This is a genomic window from uncultured Paraglaciecola sp. (genome assembly GCF_963977085.1).
Lineage (GTDB): Bacteria > Pseudomonadota > Gammaproteobacteria > Enterobacterales > Alteromonadaceae > Paraglaciecola.
In genome coordinates this window covers 72637-98060 of the sequence record NZ_CAXBNC010000007.1, presented here as the reverse complement: position 1 = coordinate 98060, position 25424 = coordinate 72637, and the positions used below count along the sequence as shown (strand labels likewise).

The window sequence follows — 25424 nt, the reverse complement described above, 5'->3', positions numbered from 1 at the left end:
ATTCACTCCTTCATCTCATCTAATTTATCAATATCCAAGTCACCAATGTGTTGACGTAAACGGATCAGTAAGGCCAAGCCTAGTCCTACTTCGGCAGCGGCAATACTCAAGATCAATATATAGATAACCTGCCCATCCGCTTGCTGCCAAACACTACCTGCCAGAATAAATGCCAAAGCGCCTGCATTGAGCATGATCTCCATGGACATCAGCATAAATAAGGTGTTTTTGCGGCTCAATAAACCCACTAGCCCGATAGCCCAAAGCAGCGCAACCAACACAAAACCATGTTCAATAGGAATAGTCATGAAGCGTTACCCCCGTGTTTAGAGGTCTGTGGGGGAAGGGCTTTTGCTAGGTGATAACCACCTACTAGGCCAGCCAAGAGTAAGAAAGAGGCTATTTCAACCGCCAGCAAATAAGGACCAAACAATAGCGTACCCACGGCTCTAGCATCCACTAATTCTATTTCCGCAACAGCGGATGGATCTGCGCCCCAGTTTTGCTGAGATAAGATTACAAAGGCTATTTCGCCCAGTAACACCAAGGTTAAGAGAGTTGGGCCAACCCAGATCTGCCATGTTAACCAATGTTTCTCTCGGTCGATGTCGGTTTGATTAATATTAAAAATCATCACCGCAAATACAAATAACACCATAATCGCACCGGCATAAACGATAATTTGCAAGGCCGCGGCAAAAGGGGCTCCCAGCAAATAAAAACACATGGCCAAAGCTAATAGACTCACTACCAAATACAGCAAAGCGTGTACGGCGTTTTTATTGGTGACAACTAATAGGCTAGCTAGCAGGGCAATAGTGCCACTCACATAGAATAATAATTGGCCACTCTCAATATTCACGGCATTAAGCTCCTTACATCGGTGGGAGGTTTTTCTTGATCGGCCTGTCCTTTGTCTTTGCCTTTCACGCTAATTCCGGCATGGTGATAAAAGTTGTAATCAGGATATTTACCTGAGCCATCAATCAACAGGTGCTCTTTTTCGTAGACCATGTTTTGTCTGTCGTATTCGGCCATTTCCACATCAGGCGTTAGTTGAATGGCATAGGTAGGGCAAGCCTCTTCGCATAATCCACACATAATGCAGCGCGAGAAATTGATACGGAAAAAGTCCGCTCGCCAGCGACCATGATTGTCTTCGGTTTTCTGCAGGGATATACAATCCACCGGACAGGCTACGGCACACAAATTACAGGCAACACAACGCTCTTCGCCATCAGGATCTCGGGTCAGCACAATTCTGCCGCGATAACGAGGTGCCAAATAGGGTTTTTCTTCTGGGTATTGAACCGTATCTGTTCTATCAAACAAATGTTTGAAAACCGTCCACATGGTTCTAATTTGGGTATGCATGATTAAAAATCCCCCCATAACTTGACCACAGCAGTGCCCACTAAATTAAGTAGTGCCAGTGGTAACATCCATTTCCAACCAAACTCTAAGAGTTGATCAAAGCGAGGACGAGGTAACGCTGCTCTGAGTAGAATAAAGAAACAAATTAGGCTCATGGTTTTTAATACAAACCACACAAAAGGCGGTAACCAAGGGCCCATCCAGCCACCTAAAAATAGGGTAGTGATCATCATCGAAATCAACATCATGCCGAGATACTCACCGAGAAAGAACAAAGCAAATTTAATCCCCGAATATTCTGTATGAAAACCTGCTGTCAATTCGGTTTCCGCCTCGGGGAGATCAAAAGGCAATCTATGACTTTCTGCGACTCCGGCAATAATAAACACCACAAAACCAATAAATTGTGGGAACACAAACCACATATCTTGTTGTGCCAGTACAATATCGCTTAATCTGAAACTGCCGCTTAAAATCACCACACCTAGCAGTGACACACCCATAAACACTTCATAACTGATGGTCTGTGCGGCAGCACGCATGCCTCCTAATACAGCATATTTGTTGTTAGAAGCCCAACCCGCTAATACCACTGAGTAAACCGCCATTGAAGTCATGGCCAAAAAAAACAACAAGCCAATATTACTGTCTGAGACCACTAGTCCCGGTGCCATGGGCACCACAGCAAAACTCATTAAAATTGCCATTGCGCCTATAAGGGGGGCTAATACAAATACTGGCCGGTCGGCAAAAGGAGGGATCCAGTCGTGTTTAAAGAGGATTTTTATGAGGTCAGCCAAAGATTGCAAAATGCCAAAATATCCCACTCGATTTGGCCCGTACCTTTGTTGGAAAAAGCCTAACAAACGTCGTTCGAACCAGACTAACATAGCGGCTGTAGGTACCAAGATCGCCACCATAAGGGCGATCATTATCATCAGGTCTAATTCAGGCATCAGCTTACTCCCTCTATAAAATGGATAGGGATGGTTTGATCTTGCGTCAGTAAGCGATCTCTTTGTTGCTGTTTGTTTGTTACTTGCTCAGCTTGTTGCTGTAAAAGGTGTGTTTTGTATGTTGATGTCTGTTTACTGGTTGCCGCGGTAAGTTGATCACATTGGCTTATTTCAAAGAGTTGATCAGCTGGCACATAGACCACAACACAGCTTTTGGGCACAGAGTGACTGATTGTCAATTCCAAAGGTGTAGACTTGTCATCACAGTAAATCAGTTGCCCAACGCTAAAATTTAATTTCTCAGCATCCTCTGGACGCAAAACAATTTGTGCTTGCACTTTTAGCTGGGCTATTGGCAGAGCATGTAAACTTAAATTATCGCTGCCAAATACTTTTTGAAGCGGCAATATTTGCCATTGTGCTTTACTGCTTTTTGACCAAGGGGTTTGCCATTTAAACCATTGGTCGTTGTGTTTTGCACCTATACACAGCACTCCTTCTTGTTGACGTAGCTCAGCGCCTCGGTATTCATCGCGAAATTTATGGTTTGACTGATTTGAATTCCAACCTGGTGACCAGCTATAAGCCATGGGGAAGTCTTTTGATTGCCCTGCTTGTATACCTTCCATGCTGTGTTTATAAGGCGCACCTATTTCAATAAAAGGTTTAGGCTCATGTACGGTTTGATTGGCCAACATAGCCGTGCGACCACTGGTTCTTGGTGTCTGTAACGCCATTGGGGTTTGATTATGTTGATTGAAGTGCGCGCTAAGTTGCGGGTGTTCTTGATTGAGTAAATCCCGCAGTTGCCCTAAATTATCGACTTTGCCAAGAGTATGCTGACGTAACCTGGCGATATTCACTAGCCATTGCCAGCTTGGTAAACATTGCCCTGATGGTTTGGTTGCGGGTAAGTGAGATTGGATTAAACCCTGATAGTTTAGCTCTGAACCACTGCATTCACTAAAACTGGACACAGGCAGGTTTATTTCGTCGATTCTAGGTGTACCGAGTTGGCTTAATCGAACTAGATTGTCGGTACTTTGTCGCCACACATCGAGCCTATTAGCAAAGGCAGGTGTAGTATGGTCAAGCACCAGTAAGTTGGTTTTTTCAAGATGCTTATTTTCACCGTTTAAGTCATCTACGCTCAAATATCCCCCTTGAGTTAATAAACCTAAACCTAAGGTATTTGCCTCGGGGGGCACTATGCATAACATAGCGTCATCTTGGATGTGGTCTGATCCAGTCTTGTGCATTTTTAGGGCGTTACGAATATTGCTGGCGGCGGCTAACAGGGCTGGGTGATTGGCTGACCAGCCGGCAACGATCAACGGGCGTTTGGCTACTTTGAGGATCTCAAGTAGTTTAAGTGTTTGCGGAGCAACTTTACTGACTTTGGGTTTTGGGGCTCTGTTGATGAGTAGGTTGGCCAATAAAAAACCTTGCTCAGCAGCTTGTTTAGGCGTGCAAACTAAGTGAATAGTGGCTTGTTTAGTGAGATCATTTTCGCCATAACCATAAATGGCCAAAGGAACAGGATGATTCGGCTTAATTGCTCTGACTGCAGCATCTTGCCAGCTTGGTACCCTTAATTTTTCAGCTTGCTCACGAGCATTGTTAAGCAAGGCTTGGCGAAGAGATAAGGCGATGCGCGGCGCGCTATTGTTGACGTCTTCAGCTAGAATCACTATAGCGTCAGCTTGCTCCATTTGAGCCAAACTCGGTGCTTGCCACTGATTCAATATCGCCATGTGGGTAGACAATAAGGTTTCTTGTTGGGCATCAAGTCCGGGATTAAAGTTTTCTCTCCCTACCAGTTGTTGCAGTGCAAAATTATCTTCTAAACTGGCTTGGCTACTGCCAATGCCAATCCATTTATTGGTATTTTTTAGTCGCACTTTTAACGCGGTTTCAGCCCATATACTCTGCTGTCCATCTAAAGTGATGGTGAGACGGCGCGCCTCATTATTCACATAAGAGAAACCATAACGGCCACGATCACACAGAAAATAGCCATTGAGATGCTCATTAAAACGATTGGTGACCCGACGCACCGAGCCGTAGCGTTCTGACAAGCTAGTGTTGCAACCAATCGAACAGTGCTGGCATACCGAAGGAGCGGTTTGTAAATCCCACTTACGACTATAATGATCCCCAAAAGGTTTGTCGGTAAACACGCCAGTTGGACACACTTCAACTAGGTTTCCAGCAAATTCACTTTGCAAAGTACCGTCACTTTGACGGCCAAAATACACTTTATTACTTGAGGCCTGCGCCGCTAAATCTGAGCCTCCAGCATAATCTTTGTAAAATCGTTCGCAGCGGTAACAGGTAATGCAGCGATTCATTTCGTGTTTTATTAGCGGGCCGAGATCTTGATTCACAAAGGTGGTCTTTTTACCCTTGTAATGCCGTTCATGATGACCAGTCATGACTGTCATATCTTGTAAATGGCATTCGCCACCCTCGGCGCAAACAGGGCAATCATGGGGATGATGAGTCATTAATGCCGCAATATTTTGCTCTCGAAACTCCTTCTCGGCAGGCTGTTGCATGCTAACCCGCATGCCTTCTGAAACAGGAGTCATGCAAGCCACGATCATGCGTCCACGGGTATCATTTTCGTCTTGATATTGAGTCATGGCACATTGCCGACAGGCGCCAACCGAGCCCATAGCTGGATGCCAGCAAAAATAGGGCAGATCCAATTTCAAGGACAAACTAGCTTGCAACAGGTTTTGCCCGTCCTGTACCCTATATTCTTGGTTATCAATAAAAATTTTGGCCATAAATTAATGTCTGTGAGGACACCCCTTGTGATCAATATGTTGCTGAAAATCATCGGCGAAATATTTCATACCACTGCGCAAGGGCTCGACCGCACCGGGTGCCAGAGCACAGAAGGTTTTACCTATCCACATAAACCCACACAATTGCTGTAAAGCATCCAAGTCATCTTGTGAGCCTTGACCAGCTTCTATGCGCGTTAATATTTCTACTGCCCATGGCAATCCGTCACGGCAAGGCGTGCACCAGCCACAGGACTCTTGGGCAAAAAATTTCAATAAATTTAAGATCATACCTACCGGACAATGTCTATCATCTAAGGCAATAATCACCCCTGTACCCATACGACTGCCAACTTTGGAAATGGCGTCATATTCCATGGGGGTATCCAGATGTTCAGGTAATAAAAAGTCAGTGGAAGCGCCACCTGGTAACCAGCCTCGAAGAGTTAAACCCGCTTGCATGCCACCTGCTAATTCTAGGATTTGTTTCGCAGTGGTACCCATGGGACGTTCCCATAAGCCCGCATTTTTGACTCTGCCACTGATACCATAAATTTTGTTACCTGTGTCTTCGCCGCCCGATAGTTGGCTGTACCATTCCACGCCATTTTTCAAAATACCGGGTAGGTTGCATAGGGTTTCGCAGTTGTTCACTATAGTGGGCCGGCCAAATAAACCTACCACTTGTGGAAAAGGCGGTTTGGCTCGGGGATTGGCGCGCTTACCTTCTAATGCATTAATTAGCGCTGTTTCTTCACCGCAGATGTAACGCCCAGCGCTAGTGTGTAGATGTAATTTTAATGAATACTGACTACCTTTGATGTTATCTCCTAGCAATCCGGCGGCTTGGGCTTCATCTATGGCTTGTTGTAAGCGGGTGGCACAAAGCTTATATTCGCCCCGTAAAAAGATATAAGCCACGTCAGCGCCTATGGCATAAGCCGCAATCATCATGCCTTCTATTAATAAATGGGGGGCGCCTTCCATCAACCAGCGATCTTTAAAGGTACCGGGCTCCATTTCGTCTGCGTTGCACACTAGGTATTTATTTTTGGGGGCATCCTCTCCCATAGGCACAAAGCTCCACTTCATACCTGTCATAAATCCTGCACCGCCACGGCCTTTTAGTTTGGCGTCTGTGACTAGTTGTTGCACTTCTTGCGGTGGTATCTTTAACGCATGACTAAAGCCTTGATAACCTCCAGTGCCCTGATACGCAGCCAAGTTTTGTGGATTGTTTAGATCAAGATACTGACTTAATGGCTTATGCATTATCACCTCCACTTAATCCATGTAGAAGTTTATCGATTGCCTCGACATCTAGGTTTTCAACTAACTCACCATCTAACATCATGGCGGGACCCTTATCACAACATCCCAAGCAGACATTAGGCAGTAAAGTGATTTTTCCATCCTGACTGGTTTCACCAAACTCGATTTTGAGTGTCTTACAGAGGTGAGCAGCGATAGTTTGATAATCATTTAACCAGCAACTAACACTGTTGCATAAATGGATCACATGTTCGCCAACAGGATGGCGGTAAATCAGATTATAAAAGGTGGCCACCCCTTCTAATTCCGTGGCCGACATGCCTAACATATTGGCTATAGCATACAGGCTTTGGTCACTGATCCAGCGGCGCTCCCGCTGCACAATTTGCAGCGCATCAATAGCTGCCGCGGGGCGAATTTCATATAAAGCACATTCATGTTCAATAGCTGCAATTTCTTTGTCGCTAAGCACCTCGCGGTAATCTACCTCTGGCTGGCTAGCAAGGTCGACTTGTTTGATTGGTATTACACTGCTCATCTGTCTACGTCCGCCATAACAAAATCTATACTGCCAATAGTGGCAATTAAATCGGCAATCATTTGACCTTTGGCCATCACCGGGATCATTTGTAAATGTGGGAAGGAAGGCGTACGAATACGGGTGCGATAACTCATAGTGCTGGCGTCACTTGTAAGGTAGTAGGCATTACTACCTTTGGTGGCTTCAACTTCCATCATGGCTTCACCTGCAGGTATGACTGGTCCCCAACTGACCCCTAAGAAATGTGGAATAAGGGTATCTATATCTTGCATAGTGTGTTCTTTTGGAGGCGGGGTAGTTAATACATGATCTGCTTTGTAGGGACCTTCCGGCATGTTTTGCACACATTGACGAATGATGCGCATACTTTGACGCATTTCTTCCACCCGAACAGCGCAGCGATCATAACTATCCCCCCTGGAACCTAAGGGCACATCAAAATCAAAGTTTTCGTAACCAGAATAAGGGCGTTGTTTTCGTAAGTCCCAGTCAAACCCTGTGGCACGTAGTCCAGGTCCAGTGACACCCCAGGCAATGGCAGTGGCGGTATCGTAGGCACCTATGCCCACAGCCCGCTTTTTGATTAAACTATTTTGCATCACCATCTGGTCGTAATCAGCCAAACGGGCTGGCATATAATCTAGCCATTCAGTAACCAACTTGTCCCAACCCTTGGGTAAGTCAGCCGCTAGTCCACCAATTCTAAACCAAGCCGGATGCATCCGAGCGCCAGTAATGGCTTCAACAATGCCGAACAATTTTTCCCGGTCCACAAACATATAAAAAATAGGGGATAAAGAGCCGATATCCTGAGCGAAGGTGCCATAAAAAAGCAAATGACTAAGGATGCGAAACATCTCACAGAGCATCACTCTAATGACCTTGACTCGCTCAGAGACAACTATGCCGGCTAGTTTTTCCACTGCCATCACGTAGGGCAGGTTATTCATTACTCCGCCCAAATAATCAATGCGATCTGTGTAAGGAATATAAGAATGCCAACTTTGGCGTTCAGCCATTTTTTCTGCACCGCGATGGTGGTAGCCGATATCTGGAATGGCTTCGACAATTTCTTCACCGTCTAGTTGTAGCATGATCCTAAAAACACCATGGACACTGGGATGATTGGGCCCCAAATTCAGCCACATAAATTCTTCAGGATTACCTTGTGGTTTTAAGCCCCAGTCAGCTGGATTGAACTTTAAGGCTTCTTGTTCTAGGTCTCGTAAGTCATCGGGCAAACTGTATTCACCCATCTCGGTAGCGCGGGCAGGATGGGTTTTACATAAAGGGTGTCCCTTCCAAGTTGTGGGCATCATGATGCGCCTTAAACAAGGATGATTTGTAAATTTTATGCCGAACAAGTCCCATACTTCCCGTTCATACCAATTTGCATTGGGCCAAATAGAGCTAACACTTGCGACTTCTTTTGCATCCGCAGTCAAGGCTACCTTAATGCGTATATCCTGATTACGGGCATAGGATCTAAACAAGTACACAACAGTGAAATCTCGTCTAAGTGGGATCACCTTATGCTGACGAGTGGTTTCATCTATTGCGGTTAAATCAAATAGAAAATCAAAAGGTTGCTTAAGCTTGCGGCGCAGCACATCACACAACAGTTGAAGATCTTGTGCTGTTACCCAAATTGTGGGGATCTCATCGACAGTTGGTTCTTCGAACAACACAGAATCTGCCAACCAAGGCTGGATTTCAGCAAGTAAATCTGACTTCGACGATTGCACCATGATTACACTCTATCCGGAGGAGTGAGATCTCGAGCTCGCATACGCTGCGCATTATGAATATCTCGTTGGCTGGGTTTTTCAATTTGGCTGACATTTTGCTCACCCACCACCCAACTTAGCGGACGCTGCTCACGGCCAATCGCATCTTGCAATAACATTAAGCCTTGCATCAATGCTTCTGGGCGCGGTGGGCAACCTGGTACGTACACATCTACAGGCAATATTTTATCTACGCCTTGTACCACCGAATATATGTCGTACATACCGCCAGAATTGGCACAAGAGCCCATGGATATGACCCATTTGGGTTCGAGTAATTGGTCGTATAAATGTTTCACTACAGGTGCCATTTTGCGAAATACGGTGCCAGAAATCACAATCAAGTCTGCTTCTCGTGGTGTGGCCCGTATTACTTCTGCACCAAAACGTGCGATATCGTGTCTGGCAGTAAAACTGGTTGCCATTTCTACGTAACAACATGATAAACCGAAGTTAAATGGCCAGATGGAATTTTTTCGACCCCAATTAATCATATTGTTTAAGGTTGTAAATATGACATTCTTTTTAATATCTTCTTGGACACTTTTATCAAAAACCGGGATGTGTTGTGACATTTTATTAGGGTCGCTGAGATTCCAATCCATTAGTGTTGCTCCGGCAAGTGTCTTTTAAGCATGTTGAGTGCGCCAATACGCCATAAATAAACAAGGGCGACTAACAGAATAATCATAAATACAAGGGCTTCGATAAAGCCGGCCACACCAACCTGTTCAAAGGAGATAGCCCAAGCGAAAAGATAAAGGGTTTCTAGATCGAAAATAACGAAAAAAATGGCATATAGAAAAAAGTGATTGGCAAACTTAACGCGCGCATTACCCAGAGACAAAATGCCAGATTCATAGGGCAAGTGAGTAGAATGGCCTTTTGTTCTTGGTCCTAACAATGACGACGCAAACATCACAGCGACCAATAACAAAAGTGTAAAAGTGAAATACAACAGAATCGGCCACAGTTCGCCCAGTGTTTGTATCATGTTTATTCCCCCAAAAAATACGTTTTAGTTCTTTTCGGTCGTTAACGCCGAAATCGCCCCTTTTGGATTCAATCGCAATCAGGTCCTCAAGGGTTGTACTAATTTCAAGTTGTTCCTCAAATGGCTAAACACCTATTGACAGTGCATGTCTCATTACTCAAAGGCTTACATATCCAGCATCGAATATATGTCTATGGATAATTTCTTTTTTTCATCCATCATGTGTTCATGCAAATTTGCAAATAAGTCCTGTACCTCAACACAGTCGACGGTTTCCTGCATTTCTGAGTACAGATGACAAAAATAATCGTCGAAAGCGCTAGCTATTTTTTGCACGTCATTAGTATTAATTTGTGCTGCCTCAAAACGAATGACAAACAATTCTTCGACGTTACTTTCATGATCAAATTGAAAATAAGTATTGAGTATTTTGCTGGGTGCTTTTTTAATATAGTTCTGTAGAGATGAGGACAGTTCCGATTCATGTTTTACTAAAGTGCAAAGCAACATTTTGACTCGCTCATTTTTAGCTTGATTCGATAAAACGCTATAGAACTCTGCGGTTCGTGAGTGTAAATGTTGATTATGTAGAAGCAATTCGTGTACTTGTGAAAAGTGACTCATCAATCTATTTCCTATTGCAAAACTCAGGTTTTTGGCACATAAAAATTAGAAATAAAACGAACTAAAAATATTTACAATAATTTAACATTAGCTCAATATTTAATCAGAAGATACTGATATTTGTATGTATTTTGTACTATTTGATTGATGTTTTTGTCGTCATTGTTGTCTGAGTAGCGAGTAGTTGACGGTGAATTATGAGCTAAAGTTTATGTGTCATGGGACTTTCGCCCAGAGTTAGTTGTTGTTAAAAAGAGAGATATGAGGCTTTTTTTGCTGCAATAAAAGTCAGTTGAGTATCACGTTATATATGCGAAAGTTAACATTATTTGAGCTCTTCATTAATGGAAACAGGAGTAAATGATCAGTCAATAGCTCTCATAACAACTATGAGTAATGTACATTCTCTTTGAGTTATTTTTCAGTGCTTGAAGGTCTTGAGTCAATTTGATGTTTTTGATTTACCTATCATCAGTTATGAAGAGTCTGGAAATTAAACGATTTAGGCATATTTCAACAATCGCTATTTGTTTTTTATATTAGACGAAATTATCTTGCGTTTTTTTATTTGTTATCTCAGTGTTAACACAAATCACTTAGAGAATTACATTACAACGGGAATTCTATGCATAAACCTGAAATCGAACCCAATATTGCGATGGGTATGTTACGTCGCGGGCAATTAAATCCGGAACGAACCGCACTGATTTTTGAAGACAAAAGCTTTACCTATGGTGACTTTTCACAACGTGTTAGGCAGCAGGCTCAATTGTTGCAGCAGTGTGGTGTGTGTATGGGGGACAGGGTGGCTTTTATTGGTTTTAATCAGCCTACTTTCCTTGAAACTTTTTTTGCCACAAATGCCTTAGGCGCTATTTTTGTACCTCTAAATTTTCGTCTTACTGCCGAAGAGTTAACATTTATCATTAACGATGCGGGAGTGCACACCCTAGTCTGTGATGCGCCCATGCAAGAAGTCATAAATCCTGTAAAAAATGAGTTATGTTGTCGAGAGTATTTTGGTGCCGAGTCTAACCTGGCTGGTTGGCGTTCTTTGACAGATGAACGAGCGTTATCAGGTGCACTGGCACACCCTGTATCTGTTGATCAGCATGATACTAGTGTCATTATGTATACCTCTGGCACAACAGGGTTACCAAAAGGCGTTATGCTCAGTCACGGCAATATAATGTGGAATAACATTAATGCGCAATTGTCTTATGGCGGCGCCAGAGATGATGTTGTGTTAACGGCTGCTCCTTTGTTTCATATTGCAGGTTTGAACGTCATGACAATACAAAGTTTTATGATGGGTTCAACCTTAGTCTTAGTTAGAAATTTTGATCCTGCTTTAGTTTTACAATATATCCAAAGGTACAAAGTAACCAGTATGTTTGGTGCGCCTGCGATGTTTTTATTTATGTCACAACACCCTGAGTTTGATAACACTGATCTAAGTAGCATCAAGATGCTGGTATGTGGTGCCGCGCCAGTTCCTGAGTCACTTTTGAGCTTATATTCGAAACGTGAAATTAACTTTTGCCAAGGATACGGTTTAACTGAAACTTCTCCTTTCGCTTCTTTGCTCACACCAGAATGGGCAATAAGTAAACTAGGCTCAGCGGGGCAATCCGCTTTTTATTCGGCATTAAAAATAGTCAATGATGATAACCAAGAATTGGCTGCAATGGAGCATGGCGAAATTTGTATTTCAGGTGCAAATGTGATGAAAGGATATTGGAATCAACCAGAGGCCACGGCTAAAGCTATAGATGCCCAAGGGTGGTTTCATTCTGGCGACATAGGTTATCTTGATGAAGATGGTTTCTTATTTATTTGTGACCGACTCAAAGATATGGTGATAACCGGTGGCGAAAACGTATATCCCGCCGAGGTTGAAAGTGTCCTGTATAAACATGAATTAATCGCTGAAGTCGCAGTCATTGGTTTACCAGATGAAAAATGGGGGGAAGCAGTGACAGCCGTGATTGCCGTTGTGGAAGGTGCTGATCTGAGTTTAGAAGAGTTACGAAGCTTTGCCGAAGCACATTTAGCTCGTTATAAATTACCCATTAAGTTACATAAAGTGCCTGAACTACCACGAAATCCAGCAGGCAAGGTATTGAAGTTTGTACTCAAAGAAGAGCTAGCAGAGAAATGACAATGAAGACAAATCCGTCTATTGGGTAGAGCGCTATCTGCCATTGTGAGGTTTACTGTCTCACTAATACCAATGAAACAGGTTTATCTTTCGATAAGCCTTTTTTAGTTTTTTTAATATGAGGCATCCAATGTGCCTCATTAGTTTTTAAAGATCTATACCCCCATATCGACGGCTTTTTTAGGGGTAAAACTGCTGCCGATTGACGCTACAATAATCATAGCAATGGCAGCCCATTGTAACAGGCTCAAATGCTCGCCTAAAATTGCAAGCCCCGCTAATGCGGCAATTGCAGGCTCTAAACTCATAAATATACTGAAGGTCTGCGTTGGCATGTTCCTAAGGGCAACCATTTCTAAGGTATAAGGCAAGGCACTAGATAATACTGCCACCAATAAACCAAGGGGCAAAACTTCCCAACTAATTAATGCTAAGCCTTGGCTAACTGCGCCAATGGGTACAATCACAATGGCTGCAACTGTCATACCTAGTGCCACTGTAATGCCACCCGACGCTTGTTTATCAGTTCGCGTGCCAAACAAGATGTATCCAGCCCAGCAAGCACCTGCTCCTAGGGCCATTAGTGCACCGCTAAGATCTAACCCTTGGGTCTCTGATAAATTAGGCAACAGCAGAAAAATTCCTAGTGTGGCACAAGCGACCCAGAAAAGATCACTTTTACGTTTAGAAGAAAACAAGGCTACGGCTAAAGGCCCTGTAAATTCAAGTGCAACTGCGATGCCTAATGGAATGCGCTCAATTGACAAGTAAAACAGAATATTCATCCCGCCTAAACACAAGCCGTAAACAATAATACTGCGCCAATCGCGACCCTGTGGCAATTTCCGCCATGGTCTAAATATTAACCAAAGTAATGCAGCGGCAAAACCTAAACGTAGAGCTGTGGTACCTTCAGGCCCAACCAAAGGAAAAAGTTGTTTGGCAATAGACGCCCCTGACTGGATAGTCACCATAGCCAGCAAAACGCTGGCAATTGCAGTCAGAAGTATACGATTGATTTGCATCGAGAAAATGTCCAGAAAAATATACTAGCGAAGTATCGGCATTCTAACAGAGGAACTTCAAACTCGGCAGAAATTAATCTTGTTAGCGTCAACAGCTATAACAACTGTAATAATCATTTGCATACCCTTAAATTAGTTATCAAGGATAACGACTGATCAATCCCAACCTATTGCACAGCAGTCACTACTTTTTTAGGCACTCAGGTAGAGCGGCTTGAAGATTATGAGGAGCTGCAATTAAAATAGATGCGTTGAATTTAACAAGGGACTCTAAGTAAGCACGGGGTTTTTGTTATTCGATGTTGTGAATACACTTCAGTATCCCCATTTTGAGTACAACCGTGAATTAACAGTTAAGGAATTGAGTTTATGAGTCGTCATTTTGATAAGGCAGAGGGCCTTTATGAAGATAAAGATCTAGCCACAGATGGTTATGTGTTTAACCAAACAATGTTGCGTATCGCTGACCCAAAGCGTTCGTTAGACTTTTATACCCGTGTAATGGGCATGACCTTAGTTAAGCGCCTTGATTTTGCTGATATGAAGTTTAGTTTGTACTTTTTAAGCGCTGGCGATGATTTTTCAGATATCAGCGATGATATAAACGTTCGCACGGCACAAACCTTTGGGCGACCTGCGATGTTAGAACTCACTCATAACTGGTCTGACTCAGCTGAAAGTGTGCAATATCATAGCGGTAATAATGAGCCAAAAGGTTTTGGTCATATTGGGTTTCATGTGCCGGACCTTCAGACCGCGTGTCAACGTTTTGAAGCATTAGACGTGCCCTTTCAAAAACGCCCCAATGATGGTGTTATGCAAGGCATCGCGTTTATCAAAGATCCTGACGGATACTGGATTGAGATATTTGATGCCAATAAGGTTGCTGAGTCTATAAAAGAACATTTACAAAAATAGGCTAGTAGTAGAATTGAAATAAATGGGCGTAAATCAGTACGCCCATTTATTTGTTATCTTGCTTGCAGTTAATTTTATCACTATTGCGCTAATCCCAGCTCTGTCTAACTTAGGCCGATAAACGCTGGGGAGGAGTCAATTGCCGTGCTACAAGTTGGTTAACTCGTTTTTCGACAACGAAATCACTTTGCCCCTGATGCTTATTTATTTCGTCAATTTGGCTTAGCGCATACTCGTTCACACCTTTACTTTTGTTAGCTGGCATGAGCCTTGTTAGTTTGTTGTTTTCAATAGTCTTATGTTGTTGCAAAAATGCTTTACCAGCGGCGATCCCAACCTTGTGATCGTGTTTAAGATCATTATCTGTACTGCCCAACAATTTACTTTGCAGCTTTTCACCTGCAAAAATTTGCAGAATTTCTACATCGGCAGGCGGATTCGCGATAAATGCCAGCTCTTGTTGATAGGCTTTTTCGTGTTGAACTAAATAATCAATGGTTTTAGGGCAGAATCCTGGGGTACACACCAGAGATTTGAGTTTATGGACCCAAGCCGATTGCCCTTGAAAATCAGCATTGGCAGTGCGAATAACCACAATTTTGCGAGCGCCACGTTTATAGGCTTCTATTAAAGGAAGTGGGGCAGCTAAGCCTCCGTCAAGAAAATAGTCTGTTTTTGGTGTTGTCATGTTTTGCTCTGATGTGGCTGCTGATTCGTTTGCTGCCGAAGTGCTTAACCAGGGGGTTAGCTTCACTCCTTGTTTGTATAAAAATGGCAAGGCGCTAGACGCTTTAAGTAGTTCACGCCATTGCTGATTTTCGCCTGTAGGGCTTAAAAAATGAGGGGTTCTATCTCGGGCATTGGTGGCGGTTATATAGAGTTCTCGCTGGCCTAAAGTGCGCCTAGCTGTTTCGAAATCGATGGCGCGATTCGCTTCTTTCGTTTTATCAAAGTACCAATCCAAATCCACTATATGTTTGCCCATTAGACCTCTGCCTAAGTGAAAGAAGCGTTTATGCCGTGATAAACCGCGGATGAGGCGTTTGGCGTAGCCTTTTTGCCGAGCAAGGTAGCTGGTTATATTTTGTGAGCCAGCTGAAGTGCCGAAGAACATGTCGAATGGATCATAATCCTCTTGTAACCAAGCGTCTAATACTCCAGCTGTGAATATCCCTCGCTGCCCACCACCTTCTGCAATCAGCGCTAACTTAGGCTGTGCAGTTTTGTTTAAAGTGATGGCGTTGCTTGAAGCTAGGGTTTTCATGGAGACCTTCTTGTTGTAATGGCATGAGTAATTTCAGTAGTGCTATTTTAAACAAGGGGATGCCCTTTAGATAATTGAAAGAATCAATCGTCTTGATTGATAAATTTATCGTTTTAAGGGATTTTAAATCAAGGAGGAGACTTTAATTTAAGTGGCTCGAATATCAGTAAACATAACCGCTTAAAAGTGACTATGTTTACTGAAATGATGTAAAAACTTTATTTGTTAGTAGGATTAACATGTCTTGATACCCACTGTTGACGCGCAGCCTGGCGATCAACATCAGTCGGTGTTGTGCCGCCTGCCAATTCTGTGGCAATTTGTTCAATAAGCTTATCGCGCTCGGCTATTAATTTATCGGCGCTCGCAAATAAATCCTTGGCTTGAGGGTAATCTTCTTTGATTGTTTCGATACTCAATAATGTGTAATAAGCCCGCTCGATAGCATCATTAAATTGGCTACGCTCAGCGTGAAAAATCACATAGTTTTTTGCCGCGTCTGACTGAAGGTAATCAATGTCTTGTTTTGACAGTCCTGCTTCTTTTGCTACTGCTACCGCTTTGTCTAACCATTTTGCGATTGCTTTTTCATCATTGTGTTGCATTGCTTGTTTAACGCTTTGCACTAAATCAGAAGCAGAGAGAATTTGTTCCCGAGTGATTACCGGTATAAGCGACTGCGTCTCACTAGAATGCTCTTGTTGCTGAGGGCTTGGATTTGAAAACCACAGAGCAGCGCCAATGGCAATTATTATAAGGAGGGCGACGATAACTTTCATGTACTTACCTTTTTTCAAAGTAGCGTCAAACTACAAAATACGATTAGCCGGCAAGCCTAGCATAATTTTATTATTTAGTGCGCTTTGCGATTTCGAATGTGTTTTACCTCACTTCGGTTTCAAGCAATATCTGGGAAGTCCAAAGTGTCTACAATTTTACGGGAAGATCACTCAGTTTATAGGTATATTACGACGTAATATGTCGCATAATTACCATGTACTAAATAAACCATATTTTTACTCTGCTAATTATTACGTAAAAGCATTTAGACGTTGGTTTACTTTATGCAGAAAAATTTAAGCTGCGTGGTGATAATGCTTTTTTGGTAGGGTAGCAGCAATTTAAATGACTGCTTTAAATCGCAGTCAGCGGCCCATATTTGCGCTAGTTGATCTTTTGATGTGGTAGCTAATGCATTGTTGCCTTGATTGAGAGTGGGTAATACAACATTTCTGACTTGTTCTTTACCTCGGCAGGGGGTAGGAATATCGTAATAGCTTATCTAATACAAAACCGGCTTGTGCAACCTGCTGACCTGAGAAGTTAGCAGTCGAAGGTACAACACTTTCATACCATAAAGTCAGCGCCACAGATTTAAGCCATTTGGAGGCTTCTGGGTGAGGCATTTTTTAATTGCTGGAACAAAGCCCCTAACTAGTGATTATAATATAAACTAGAAAGAAGCTTATCCACAAATTGATTGTTTTTTCTGAGGTGGAAAATTACTGTTTCAAAATTGTAATTTCTTCAAAGGTCATACAGTCACCGTCTTTATCCCAAAGTATGACAGGCAGGGAGCTAACAAAAGCTAATTGCAACATAGACAACATACTTGGTCCCACAACATCATTCATATTAAGCCCCAAGTTAATGGCTAACCAAGAATCTTGGTTATCTAACTGCAACCATATTTCATTAGAGCCATCACTTTGACCTGGAACACCAACATCCCCGACTGTGATTTTTGTGATAATTCCTGATAGGTCACCATTAATACAACCGGCACCATTACCAGTTGATGGATCAGGTTGACTGTATACAGGTGTACTTAAAAGGCTTATTCCAACAACTGCCATTGCTAATGTTTTAAGGGTTTTCATACTCTATCTCCAAGTTATATTGATTAAAAATTTAAGAGTTAAATGTTGGGATTTCACATAGATTCAGTAGCACATAAGCGATCCTTATGCGGTACTGATTGAAGCTAACGTAACTGTGATTGAATTGCTGTAGTCTTCGCCGGTGATACAAACTCAGGATCGCCTTTACCACGAATATCTTGAGTTCGAACTGTACTTTTGAGGCCGTGCTGCCATCGAGCGTCTATAGTCGCTTGTTTTTCAGTGTATAATCTGACCCACGAATTTGAAGCATCAATTTTGCCCGTGGCATAGAGATCTTTTCCACCAGATAATTGGCATGGTTTCGGTGATGTTTCACCATTACAAATGTAATCAGCGACACGAAGCACTCCCCAAATTCTCGAAAAGGTAGGGAAGTTTTCAAGTGTAGGTATCAATTGTTTGAGCGCGATATCTTTCGGAGTTGTTCCATTATCAATCAGCACTTCAAAGCCAAAAAAGCGGTCACGATGATTCTTAATAAATGTACTGTTTATCAACTCCACTAGCTGATACGTTGGGAATGTTTTTTCTTGGCGTGGTTCTTCAGAGGAACTCTCGTCCATAAACACACGGGAATTCAAAGTATTCCCTGTGGTAAATTCGGTATTCATGCTATTTATAGAAAATACATAGTTTGCTTTTCTATACTCTGGAATATATAGCTCAGAGTTCCAAGTCTGACCATTGTATACGTTTACCATTAACGCCTCAGTCCAAACCTTAAAAATGACTCGATTCCACATGTTAAGCTCGCTGACAACATTTATTGCCAGCGCTAAGGTTGGATAATTTTGAATATCAAGTACCCAGATTAAGCGGTCGAGTGTCTTGTCATTTTTGGCTTGGTTCAATACGTAACGGAGGAATAACGAATTGCCTTTTGCAGACGCATCATTGTTTATATTGTTAACTATCGGATTGTACAGCTCTCCATTAGGTTTATACATTACGCGTCCATTTTGGTCATAGGTTTGCATGTATGTTAGATTGTTTTCTATGGTACTTGCCTGCATATCTCTAATTCTTGGGCAGGTTTTAGATTTATATCTACTTGTATGATTGCCTACTTGAATCTCTGCATCTTTTTCGATATTAAAAAATTCATTATCGCAACCAAAGTTTGTAAAACGCATCAGGTTTTCATCGTGAGCTAAAATTAACTTAGAGCTGCTAGATAAATCGTAAACTCTGTTACCTTGCTCAGTTTTTTCTGCGCCAATTGCATCGGTGTACTTTAAGTCAATTTCAACACCTGGGTACCCTAAGCACTGAGCATGTTGAAAAGCTAAAATGGTATTTTCAGCAGCAAAAAGGCCTTTACCATCGTTTTCATGCTCAGTTGCTGGTAGCATTTTTGAGTACACCCCGCGATGCGCTATAATGGCCGGATTTGTAGTTGTTGCAGTACGAATTTTTTTCAAATTGTCTGTGGCATTTGTGCCAAACGCCTTAGAACATCTTTTTTGGTAAACACCGGAACTAAAATCATATTTAGACCACCCAGCGTCTTGCGCTTGAATGGATGGTGCGACCCCCATAAGTATTATCAAAAAACAAAATGCTTTAGTTAAAAATGACGCATACCGCATAACTTATTCCCCTATTAGTAAATTGATTGATATAAATTAAAAAATTTGGTGCTTAATAGGCTAACTTTGCCGATTTATTATGCCAACCAAGCAGATCTTTTTTTATATCTGAAACCTCGTTTATATAGTTCTTGTATGCTTAAACGTTGGCCCGAGATAAATCCGCACCTTTTATTTAATCGATATCGCTTTAATCAGTCCGGTTTTTATTCATCGTTTTGTAACTGCCTGATTAAATTATATTTTTATCGACTATAGAAATTGAAAAAATGACAGTAGGTGTTACTTTTCCCAGAACAAAATAATTAATAGTAGTAAGTCACCCCGACAAAATAAGCTTTCCCAAAGACAGAATAATCTTCATTACGACTACGATTAGGGCCGGTTAACCTGACATTTTTTTCATTAGTCAGGTTTCTGCCTTCTACCATTAGCGTAAAGTTCTGATTGAATTGCCAACGAAATTGCGCATCAATGGTGTCAAAATCATCAATAAAGTCATCGCTATCTGGGTTGGTGGGGTTGATAGATGCGGCGTAACGGCCGGTGAGGTTATAAGAAAGCCGTCCTTCAAAATCCCCTTGTTGATAAAAGAGCGCTGCATTGGCTAAATTTCTTGGTTGCTCAGTTAAAAAATCCACCTGTCTGGCAGAGCCATCGGTGGCTAACACCGTGGCATCGGCTTTGATAAAGGTGTAATTAACCGATACACCAAAGTCAGACAGAAAACCGGGTAAAAAATCCAAGCGGTCTTTAATTAGGTTCAGCTCCAGACCTTTTAACGTAGCATCCGATGCGTTGAGTGGATGGGTGGTGATAACAGGCGCATTATTTTGGGTTGTTTGTGTTTGTAATGTAAAGATTTCATCTTTGATATCTTTATAGAACAACGCAACAGAAGCTAGGCTGCGGCCTTCATCGAAGTAATATTCAAAAGACAAGTCAACATTATCAGCCACCCTAGGGTCTAGCTTGGAATTACCTTCTTTGATAGTGGTAATGCCGGCAGACTCAGTGAGTGTGCGCGCAGGGTTGAGGTCGGGAAAGTTGGGTCTGCCCAAGGCTTTGGCGTAATTTGCACGAATTTTAATATCTTGGCTTAAATCGTAAGTTAGGCCAGCAGAAGGTAGGAGGTTGGTGTAATCATTTTTACCTTGGATCGGGGCAAGTATGCCATTGGTACGGGCATAGGCATCGGTTAGCAAATCTGTTTTTTCAACTCTTAAGCCAGCATGAGCTTGCAACTCATCGTTTTGATAGCCCAGAGATGCATAACCGGCGAAGACCTTTTCAGCAATTTCGAAGTCGCTGCTTAGCAGGTTATCTTGATTCGTGACATCATTGAATAATGCAGGGTTGGCCATTTTATAAGCAATAATCGCCGCATTATCGATGATAGGAGAATTAATCGGCGCATAGGGAGGGCGATACTGGCTGGAAAGCGTTGCAAATTGAGAAAGTAAGAGAGGCGAATCACCGATGTATTTAATGTCGATATTATTTGGGTCGTACGACCGTTCGGTACGCCGATAACGAAGACCCGTTTTCAGGTCAAAGCCAGAGCCCCCAAAATAGTGTTGCAGGTTTGTCTCCATGTCAAATACAGTACCATCGTTAACAACAGTATCGGTTTCAACAGTGCTTAAAGCATAGTTATCGAGGTTTTCAGCTAACTCAGGGTTGAGGTAAGTATATTGAGGTGGCATGCCGTTTTCATTAAAGGCATAGTGATAGTCCAATCCACCTGCAGCACCAATATAATCAAAGGTGGTATCTGAACGACCCGCGTCCCCATCAGTAGCACGACCTTGTGACAAACCAATTCGTATTTGCGCAGTATTATTATTGTTAAAGTTATAACTGGTTTTACTGAGAAAACCACCATGGTGTTTTTTATCGCTAGAGATTAATGCCTCAAAACTGCCATTAACATCAATAGTATCTAATAAATTGGGATCTGATGATGCAAGCTCACTATTTAACACTAAACTTGCACGTTTAAAGGCTTCTGACTGCTTAAAAAGCCAAACGCTTATTTCTGAATTAAAGTGTTTAGGAGAACGAAACTCTATCTTAGCGTATCCACCATATCTTTTTTGTTGGTCTTCAATTCCATTCCATATCGACATGGTTGGCATGATAAAGTGTTCGTCGTAATAACTCAGGTTTCGCTCTTCATCTTGATTGCGTTGAAAATAACTAGCAGCAAAAACAAAACCAAATTGTTGATTGCTACCAAAGGTGCTTGAGATAAGGCTATTCAATTGATAGGCAGGTGTATTATTCAACGCATCATATTTGTCAGCAGTAAAGTCGCCGGTTACTGCTGACAGTAAAGTGTAAACACCGTCAGTTTCAAAAGCACTTCGGGTAATTAAATTGATCTGGCCTCCTAAAGCACTACCGTCAATATCAGCAGAGCGTGTCTTGAGAACCTGTATGCTTTTGAATAGAGTAGAAGGTAATATTTCCACAAAATCTCGGCGGATATTGAGTGAAGGTTCAGATGCGAAGGTACCGTTATCTAATGTGATTAATACTAAATCGGGAGTGAGTCCTCTAATGCCTAGGCTAATTCCTTCTTCTTCGTCACGAATGTTGACTAATCCAGGGATCCTTCTGGCGGTATCCGCCACATTAATATCAGGATATTGGCCTATCTCATCTTGAGATAAGGCATCACTTATTAAACTATTGTGATGTTTATCATAGATCAGCTTAGTATTTTTGTAGCGAGAGCCGGTAATATAAAGCACCTCGATTTCTTGCGGATCGGTGTTGGGGAGAGGGCTGGTAGCATTTTGAATAGTTGCATTTGTAGATATCGCTTTTTTGACAAGTGACGTATGTCCTAATTGGATGACAATTAAATTGGTATCCAGCATTGTTGATGTGTAACTCACATCATGCAATATGGCTTTGATTGCATCAATAACGGTGCTATTGCCTTGGTAATTAACCGGGACGATTGGAGAAAAAGGTAAGTTACCTTTAATGATCACAGACACTCCACACGTCATTCCAAGATCTATAAGTGCTTGCTTTACTGATGGAGCATCGAGTTTAAAGTGACAGTTTTGAGGCTCGTTGGGTATAGATGAATATGCTGTTGTCGATATGTAATAGAAAGACAGCAGTATCATGACGAAATACTTTTTATTGATTAAAAGTGCCACGTTCACTTGGCAATTAATAAATTAGAAAATTCCGATAAACTTAATATTAAATGGTTTAAGCAGAGATTATAACAAGCAACAACATAGGTTCTAAAAAACACTAACATAAATATATTTTATTTTAGGGAATCAACTTTTATATAGTCGTTATTGTACCTCCGATATATGACACCAATATGTCGTGTAAATAGGGATGTTATGAAACATAAATAGTAGCGTTTCAATTTGACTTTGTGACTAGCGAGAATAAGAAAAAACACCGACCATAAATTATGTCATGGTCGGTGGCTTGCAGTGCTGAAGTACCGTTAGTAGTGGTAAGTCAGCCCGACAAAATAAGCTTTCCCAAAGACAGAATAATCTTCATTACGACTACGATTAGGGCCGGTTAACCTGACATTTTTTTCATTAGTCAGGTTTCTGCCTTCTACCATTAGCGTAAAGTTCTGATTGAATTGCCAACGAAATTGCGCATCAATGGTGTCAAAATCATCAATAAAGTCATCGCTATCTGGGTTGGTGGGGTTGATAGATGCGGCGTAACGGCCGGTGAGGTTATAAGAAAGCCGTCCTTCAAAATCCCCTTGTTGATAAAAGAGCGCTGCATTGGCTAAATTTCTTGGTTGCTCAGTTAAAAAATCCACCTGTCTGGCAGAGCCATCGGTGGCTAACACCGTGGCATCGGCTTTGATAAAGGTGTAATTAACCGATACACCAAAGTCAGACAGAAAACCGGGTAAAAAATCCAAGCGGTCTTTAATTAGGTTCAGCTCCAGACCTTTTAACGTAGCATCCGATGCGTTGAGTGGATGGGTGGTGATAACAGGCGCATTATTTTGGGTTGTTTGTGTTTGTAATGTAAAGATTTCATCTTTGATATCTTTATAGAACAACGCAACAGAAGCTAGGCTGCGGCCTTCATCGAAGTAATATTCAAAAGACAAGTCAACATTATCAGCCACCCTAGGGTCTAGCTTGGAATTACCTTCTTTGATAGTGGTAATGCCGGCAGACTCAGTGAGTGTGCGCGCAGGGTTGAGGTCGGGAAAGTTGGGTCTGCCCAAGGCTTTGGCGTAATTTGCACGAATTTTAATATCTTGGCTTAAATCGTAAGTTAGGCCAGCAGAAGGTAGGAGGTTGGTGTAATCATTTTTACCTTGGATCGGGGCAAGTATGCCATTGGTACGGGCATAGGCATCGGTTAGCAAATCTGTTTTTTCAACTCTTAAGCCAGCATGAGCTTGCAACTCATCGTTTTGATAGCCCAGAGATGCATAACCGGCGAAGACCTTTTCAGCAATTTCGAAGTCGCTGCTTAGCAGGTTATCTTGATTCGTGACATCATTGAATAATGCAGGGTTGGCCATTTTATAAGCAATAATCGCCGCATTATCGATGATAGGAGAATTAATCGGCGCATAGGGAGGGCGATACTGGCTGGAAAGCGTTGCAAATTGAGAAAGTAAGAGAGGCGAATCACCGATGTATTTAATGTCGATATTATTTGGGTCGTACGACCGTTCGGTACGCCGATAACGAAGACCCGTTTTCAGGTCAAAGCCAGAGCCCCCAAAATAGTGTTGCAGGTTTGTCTCCATGTCAAATACAGTACCATCGTTAACAACAGTATCGGTTTCAACAGTGCTTAAAGCATAGTTATCGAGGTTTTCAGCTAACTCAGGGTTGAGGTAAGTATATTGAGGTGGCATGCCGTTTTCATTAAAGGCATAGTGATAGTCCAATCCACCTGCAGCACCAATATAATCAAAGGTGGTATCTGAACGACCCGCGTCCCCATCAGTAGCTTCACCATAGGCGTAAGATGCTCGTAGATCGACAACTGTATCATCATTAAGTTTGTATTCTGAAGAATAATTAAATCCGTATTGTTTTTTACCATTATGGGTGATTAACGTTTCAAGATCGCCGCCAGCTGAGGTGATTGTGCCAGAATTAGTATCGTTTAGGATTAGGTTGTTAGTGCTTCCCCACATTACTGTGCTGGCTCGCACAAATGTTTCATTTTGTTCGAAATAACGACCACTTAATTCCATTGATAATTGTTCATTGGCTCGATATTCGAATTTTGCAAATCCACCGAGCCTTTCCATGGGATTTTCAATGCCATTCCATACACTGAAAGTAGGAACTGAATAATCAGAGTTATAGTAGTTTAGTGCTCTTTGTTCATCTTGGTCTCGACGAAAGTAACTACCAGCAAAAACATATCCAAATTCTGCTTGATTGCCAAAGGTATCCGCAATTGTTCCGTCGAGCTTTATAGCGGGCTTATTGTCTACTCTATCATATTGATCTGCAGTGAATTGTCCGATAGAACCTGATAACGTTGCGAATAATTTATCAGTATCAAATGCACTACGAGTTACAAAATTAACTTGGCCACCGATGGTATTGCCGTCGGTTTCAGCTGAACGAGTTTTTATTATATCTGTGCGTTGAATTACTGTGGCTGGCATTGCTTCAACAGACACTCGTCTTAAAGCAGAAAAGTCTGAAGAGGCTAGCGCTCCGCCATCCATAGTTACTAAGGTGAAATCAGGATTTAATCCTCTGACTGACAGAAATAAACCTTCTTCTTCATCTCGCACAGTGCTCACGCCAGCGGCGCGGCGCACCGCATCAGCAATATTAAAATCTGGTTGTTTACCGATTTCGTCTTGAGATATTGTGTCTATAACTCCTACGGCTAGGCGTTTTGTATTGATCGATTTTTGATTTTGTAAACGAGAGCCAGTTACTGCTATTGTCTCTAAATTTTCTTCTGCATTGGCTTCTTGTGCTTGTATGCTCAATGAATAGCTAGATGTTGCTAGACTAATCAACGATAGTGTTAAGCAAATTTGATTTTGCTTTTTTTTTGTATTTAAAACTCGTTCAGTCATGTTGTAATTTCCTAATTTCTCTATTTGGGCAAATATGGTTGGAGCATTCCAAGCTGACACTAGTTAAATCTAGTGTTCGTAGATGCAAAACGAGAAGGCACAAAAAAACCGCAGGTTTTTATTTATGAAATACTTTAAGTTTGT

Annotated in this window: 21 protein-coding genes; 2 read left to right on the top strand and 19 right to left on the bottom strand. The window is 42.1% G+C overall.

Annotated elements, in window-relative coordinates; genetic code table 11:
- Nucleotides 1–2: 2 nt before the first annotated feature.
- The 11 genes from nuoK to AAC000_RS10395 all read right to left on the bottom strand — a co-directional run bounded on the left by nuoK (nt 3) and on the right by AAC000_RS10395 (nt 10340).
- Nucleotides 3–308, bottom strand: a complete 306-nt coding sequence (nuoK, locus tag AAC000_RS10445; RefSeq protein WP_339722464.1) for an NADH-quinone oxidoreductase subunit NuoK — start codon at nt 306–308, stop codon at nt 3–5.
- Nucleotides 305–862, bottom strand: coding sequence for an NADH-quinone oxidoreductase subunit J (nuoJ, locus tag AAC000_RS10440; RefSeq protein WP_339722462.1), 558 nt, complete (start codon nt 860–862; stop codon nt 305–307). Before nuoJ ends, nuoK begins: the two co-directional genes overlap by 4 nt.
- Nucleotides 859–1392, bottom strand: a complete 534-nt coding sequence (gene nuoI, locus AAC000_RS10435; protein ID WP_339722460.1) for an NADH-quinone oxidoreductase subunit NuoI — start codon at nt 1390–1392, stop codon at nt 859–861. Before nuoI ends, nuoJ begins: the two co-directional genes overlap by 4 nt.
- A complete protein-coding gene (gene nuoH / locus AAC000_RS10430; protein ID WP_339722458.1) occupies nt 1377–2330 on the bottom strand; it encodes an NADH-quinone oxidoreductase subunit NuoH in 954 nt (317 codons plus the stop codon). Before nuoH ends, nuoI begins: the two co-directional genes overlap by 16 nt.
- The gene (nuoG, locus tag AAC000_RS10425) at nt 2330–5122 is read right to left on the bottom strand and encodes an NADH-quinone oxidoreductase subunit NuoG (protein WP_339722456.1); all 2793 of its coding nucleotides are present in this window, start codon (nt 5120–5122) and stop codon (nt 2330–2332) included. The genes nuoH and nuoG overlap by 1 nt, the downstream gene beginning before the upstream one ends.
- Nucleotides 5123–5125: 3 nt before the next feature.
- Nucleotides 5126–6394 carry an NADH-quinone oxidoreductase subunit NuoF gene (gene nuoF / locus AAC000_RS10420; protein WP_339722454.1) on the bottom strand — a complete coding sequence of 423 codons (1269 nt, stop codon included), beginning with the start codon at nt 6392–6394 and terminating at the stop codon, nt 5126–5128.
- Entirely contained in the window at nt 6387–6932 is a 546-nt protein-coding gene (gene nuoE, locus AAC000_RS10415) for an NADH-quinone oxidoreductase subunit NuoE (protein ID WP_339722453.1), read from the bottom strand. The genes nuoF and nuoE overlap by 8 nt, the downstream gene beginning before the upstream one ends.
- The gene (gene nuoC, locus AAC000_RS10410) at nt 6929–8683 is read right to left on the bottom strand and encodes an NADH-quinone oxidoreductase subunit C/D (RefSeq protein ID WP_339722452.1); all 1755 of its coding nucleotides are present in this window, start codon (nt 8681–8683) and stop codon (nt 6929–6931) included. The genes nuoE and nuoC overlap by 4 nt, the downstream gene beginning before the upstream one ends.
- Nucleotides 8684–8685: 2 nt before the next feature.
- On the bottom strand, nt 8686–9327 hold the full coding sequence (locus AAC000_RS10405) for an NADH-quinone oxidoreductase subunit B family protein (protein WP_339722450.1): 642 nt from the start codon (nt 9325–9327) through the stop codon (nt 8686–8688).
- Complete coding sequence (ndhC, locus tag AAC000_RS10400) at nt 9327–9716, bottom strand: NADH-quinone oxidoreductase subunit A (protein WP_339722448.1); 390 nt, start codon at nt 9714–9716, stop codon at nt 9327–9329. Before ndhC ends, AAC000_RS10405 begins: the two co-directional genes overlap by 1 nt.
- A 165-nt stretch (nt 9717–9881) precedes the next feature.
- Nucleotides 9882–10340, bottom strand: coding sequence for a hypothetical protein (locus tag AAC000_RS10395; RefSeq protein WP_339722447.1), 459 nt, complete (start codon nt 10338–10340; stop codon nt 9882–9884).
- Nucleotides 10341–10965: 625 nt separating this feature from the next.
- Here AAC000_RS10395 and AAC000_RS10390 point away from each other — a divergent pair.
- A complete protein-coding gene (locus AAC000_RS10390; RefSeq protein WP_339722445.1) occupies nt 10966–12501 on the top strand; it encodes a long-chain fatty acid--CoA ligase in 1536 nt (511 codons plus the stop codon).
- Between the two features lie 155 nt (nt 12502–12656).
- On the opposite strand, the gene AAC000_RS10385 is transcribed toward AAC000_RS10390, so the two are convergent.
- A complete protein-coding gene (locus AAC000_RS10385) occupies nt 12657–13526 on the bottom strand; it encodes a DMT family transporter (protein ID WP_339722444.1) in 870 nt (289 codons plus the stop codon).
- Between the two features lie 369 nt (nt 13527–13895).
- Between AAC000_RS10385 and gloA the strand changes: the two genes are divergently transcribed.
- The gene (gloA, locus tag AAC000_RS10380) at nt 13896–14444 is read left to right on the top strand and encodes a lactoylglutathione lyase (protein ID WP_339722443.1); all 549 of its coding nucleotides are present in this window, start codon (nt 13896–13898) and stop codon (nt 14442–14444) included.
- 109 nt (nt 14445–14553) lie between these two features.
- Here gloA and AAC000_RS10375 read toward each other — a convergent pair whose 3' ends face one another.
- From AAC000_RS10375 to AAC000_RS10345, 7 genes are all read right to left on the bottom strand, one after another.
- Nucleotides 14554–15708, bottom strand: coding sequence for a patatin family protein (locus tag AAC000_RS10375; protein WP_339722441.1), 1155 nt, complete (start codon nt 15706–15708; stop codon nt 14554–14556).
- Nucleotides 15709–15926: 218 nt separating this feature from the next.
- A complete protein-coding gene (locus AAC000_RS10370) occupies nt 15927–16487 on the bottom strand; it encodes a hypothetical protein (RefSeq protein ID WP_339722439.1) in 561 nt (186 codons plus the stop codon).
- 465 nt (nt 16488–16952) lie between these two features.
- Nucleotides 16953–17114 (bottom strand): hypothetical protein, encoded by a 162-nt coding sequence (locus AAC000_RS10365; RefSeq protein ID WP_339722438.1) that lies wholly within the window; start codon nt 17112–17114, stop codon nt 16953–16955.
- A 96-nt stretch (nt 17115–17210) separates the two neighbouring features.
- Nucleotides 17211–17588, bottom strand: a complete 378-nt coding sequence (locus AAC000_RS10360; protein WP_339722436.1) for a hypothetical protein — start codon at nt 17586–17588, stop codon at nt 17211–17213.
- Between the two features lie 104 nt (nt 17589–17692).
- On the bottom strand, nt 17693–19150 hold the full coding sequence (locus AAC000_RS10355; protein ID WP_339722434.1) for a hypothetical protein: 1458 nt from the start codon (nt 19148–19150) through the stop codon (nt 17693–17695).
- A gap of 356 nt (nt 19151–19506) precedes the next feature.
- Complete coding sequence (locus tag AAC000_RS10350) at nt 19507–22203, bottom strand: TonB-dependent receptor (RefSeq protein ID WP_339722432.1); 2697 nt, start codon at nt 22201–22203, stop codon at nt 19507–19509.
- A gap of 482 nt (nt 22204–22685) precedes the next feature.
- Nucleotides 22686–25280: a TonB-dependent receptor gene (locus AAC000_RS10345; RefSeq protein WP_339722430.1), complete on the bottom strand. Its 2595-nt coding sequence runs from the start codon at nt 25278–25280 to the stop codon at nt 22686–22688.
- Nucleotides 25281–25424 lie beyond the last annotated feature (144 nt).

Bases quoted from the DNA above. Each gene is read 5' to 3' on its own strand.
- AAC000_RS10395 (WP_339722447.1), bottom strand. From the start codon at position 10,340: ATGAGTCACTTTTCACAAGTACACGAATTGCTTCTACATAATCAACAT.
- AAC000_RS10360 (WP_339722436.1), bottom strand. From the start codon at position 17,588: ATGAAAACCCTTAAAACATTAGCAATGGCAGTTGTTGGAATAAGCCTT.
- nuoG (WP_339722456.1), bottom strand. From the start codon at position 5,122: ATGGCCAAAATTTTTATTGATAACCAAGAATATAGGGTACAGGACGGG.
- AAC000_RS10405 (WP_339722450.1), bottom strand. From the start codon at position 9,327: ATGGATTGGAATCTCAGCGACCCTAATAAAATGTCACAACACATCCCG.
- nuoF (WP_339722454.1), bottom strand. From the start codon at position 6,394: ATGCATAAGCCATTAAGTCAGTATCTTGATCTAAACAATCCACAAAAC.
- nuoH (WP_339722458.1), bottom strand. From the start codon at position 2,330: ATGCCTGAATTAGACCTGATGATAATGATCGCCCTTATGGTGGCGATC.
- nuoK (WP_339722464.1), bottom strand. From the start codon at position 308: ATGACTATTCCTATTGAACATGGTTTTGTGTTGGTTGCGCTGCTTTGG.
- nuoE (WP_339722453.1), bottom strand. From the start codon at position 6,932: ATGAGCAGTGTAATACCAATCAAACAAGTCGACCTTGCTAGCCAGCCA.
- nuoC (WP_339722452.1), bottom strand. From the start codon at position 8,683: ATGGTGCAATCGTCGAAGTCAGATTTACTTGCTGAAATCCAGCCTTGG.
- gloA (WP_339722443.1), top strand. From the start codon at position 13,896: ATGAGTCGTCATTTTGATAAGGCAGAGGGCCTTTATGAAGATAAAGAT.
- ndhC (WP_339722448.1), bottom strand. From the start codon at position 9,716: ATGATACAAACACTGGGCGAACTGTGGCCGATTCTGTTGTATTTCACT.
- AAC000_RS10375 (WP_339722441.1), bottom strand. From the start codon at position 15,708: ATGAAAACCCTAGCTTCAAGCAACGCCATCACTTTAAACAAAACTGCA.
- AAC000_RS10345 (WP_339722430.1), bottom strand. From the start codon at position 25,280: ATGACTGAACGAGTTTTAAATACAAAAAAAAAGCAAAATCAAATTTGC.
- nuoI (WP_339722460.1), bottom strand. From the start codon at position 1,392: ATGGGGGGATTTTTAATCATGCATACCCAAATTAGAACCATGTGGACG.
- AAC000_RS10355 (WP_339722434.1), bottom strand. From the start codon at position 19,150: ATGGGGGTCGCACCATCCATTCAAGCGCAAGACGCTGGGTGGTCTAAA.
- AAC000_RS10365 (WP_339722438.1), bottom strand. From the start codon at position 17,114: ATGCCTCACCCAGAAGCCTCCAAATGGCTTAAATCTGTGGCGCTGACT.
- AAC000_RS10370 (WP_339722439.1), bottom strand. From the start codon at position 16,487: ATGAAAGTTATCGTCGCCCTCCTTATAATAATTGCCATTGGCGCTGCT.
- AAC000_RS10390 (WP_339722445.1), top strand. From the start codon at position 10,966: ATGCATAAACCTGAAATCGAACCCAATATTGCGATGGGTATGTTACGT.
- AAC000_RS10385 (WP_339722444.1), bottom strand. From the start codon at position 13,526: ATGCAAATCAATCGTATACTTCTGACTGCAATTGCCAGCGTTTTGCTG.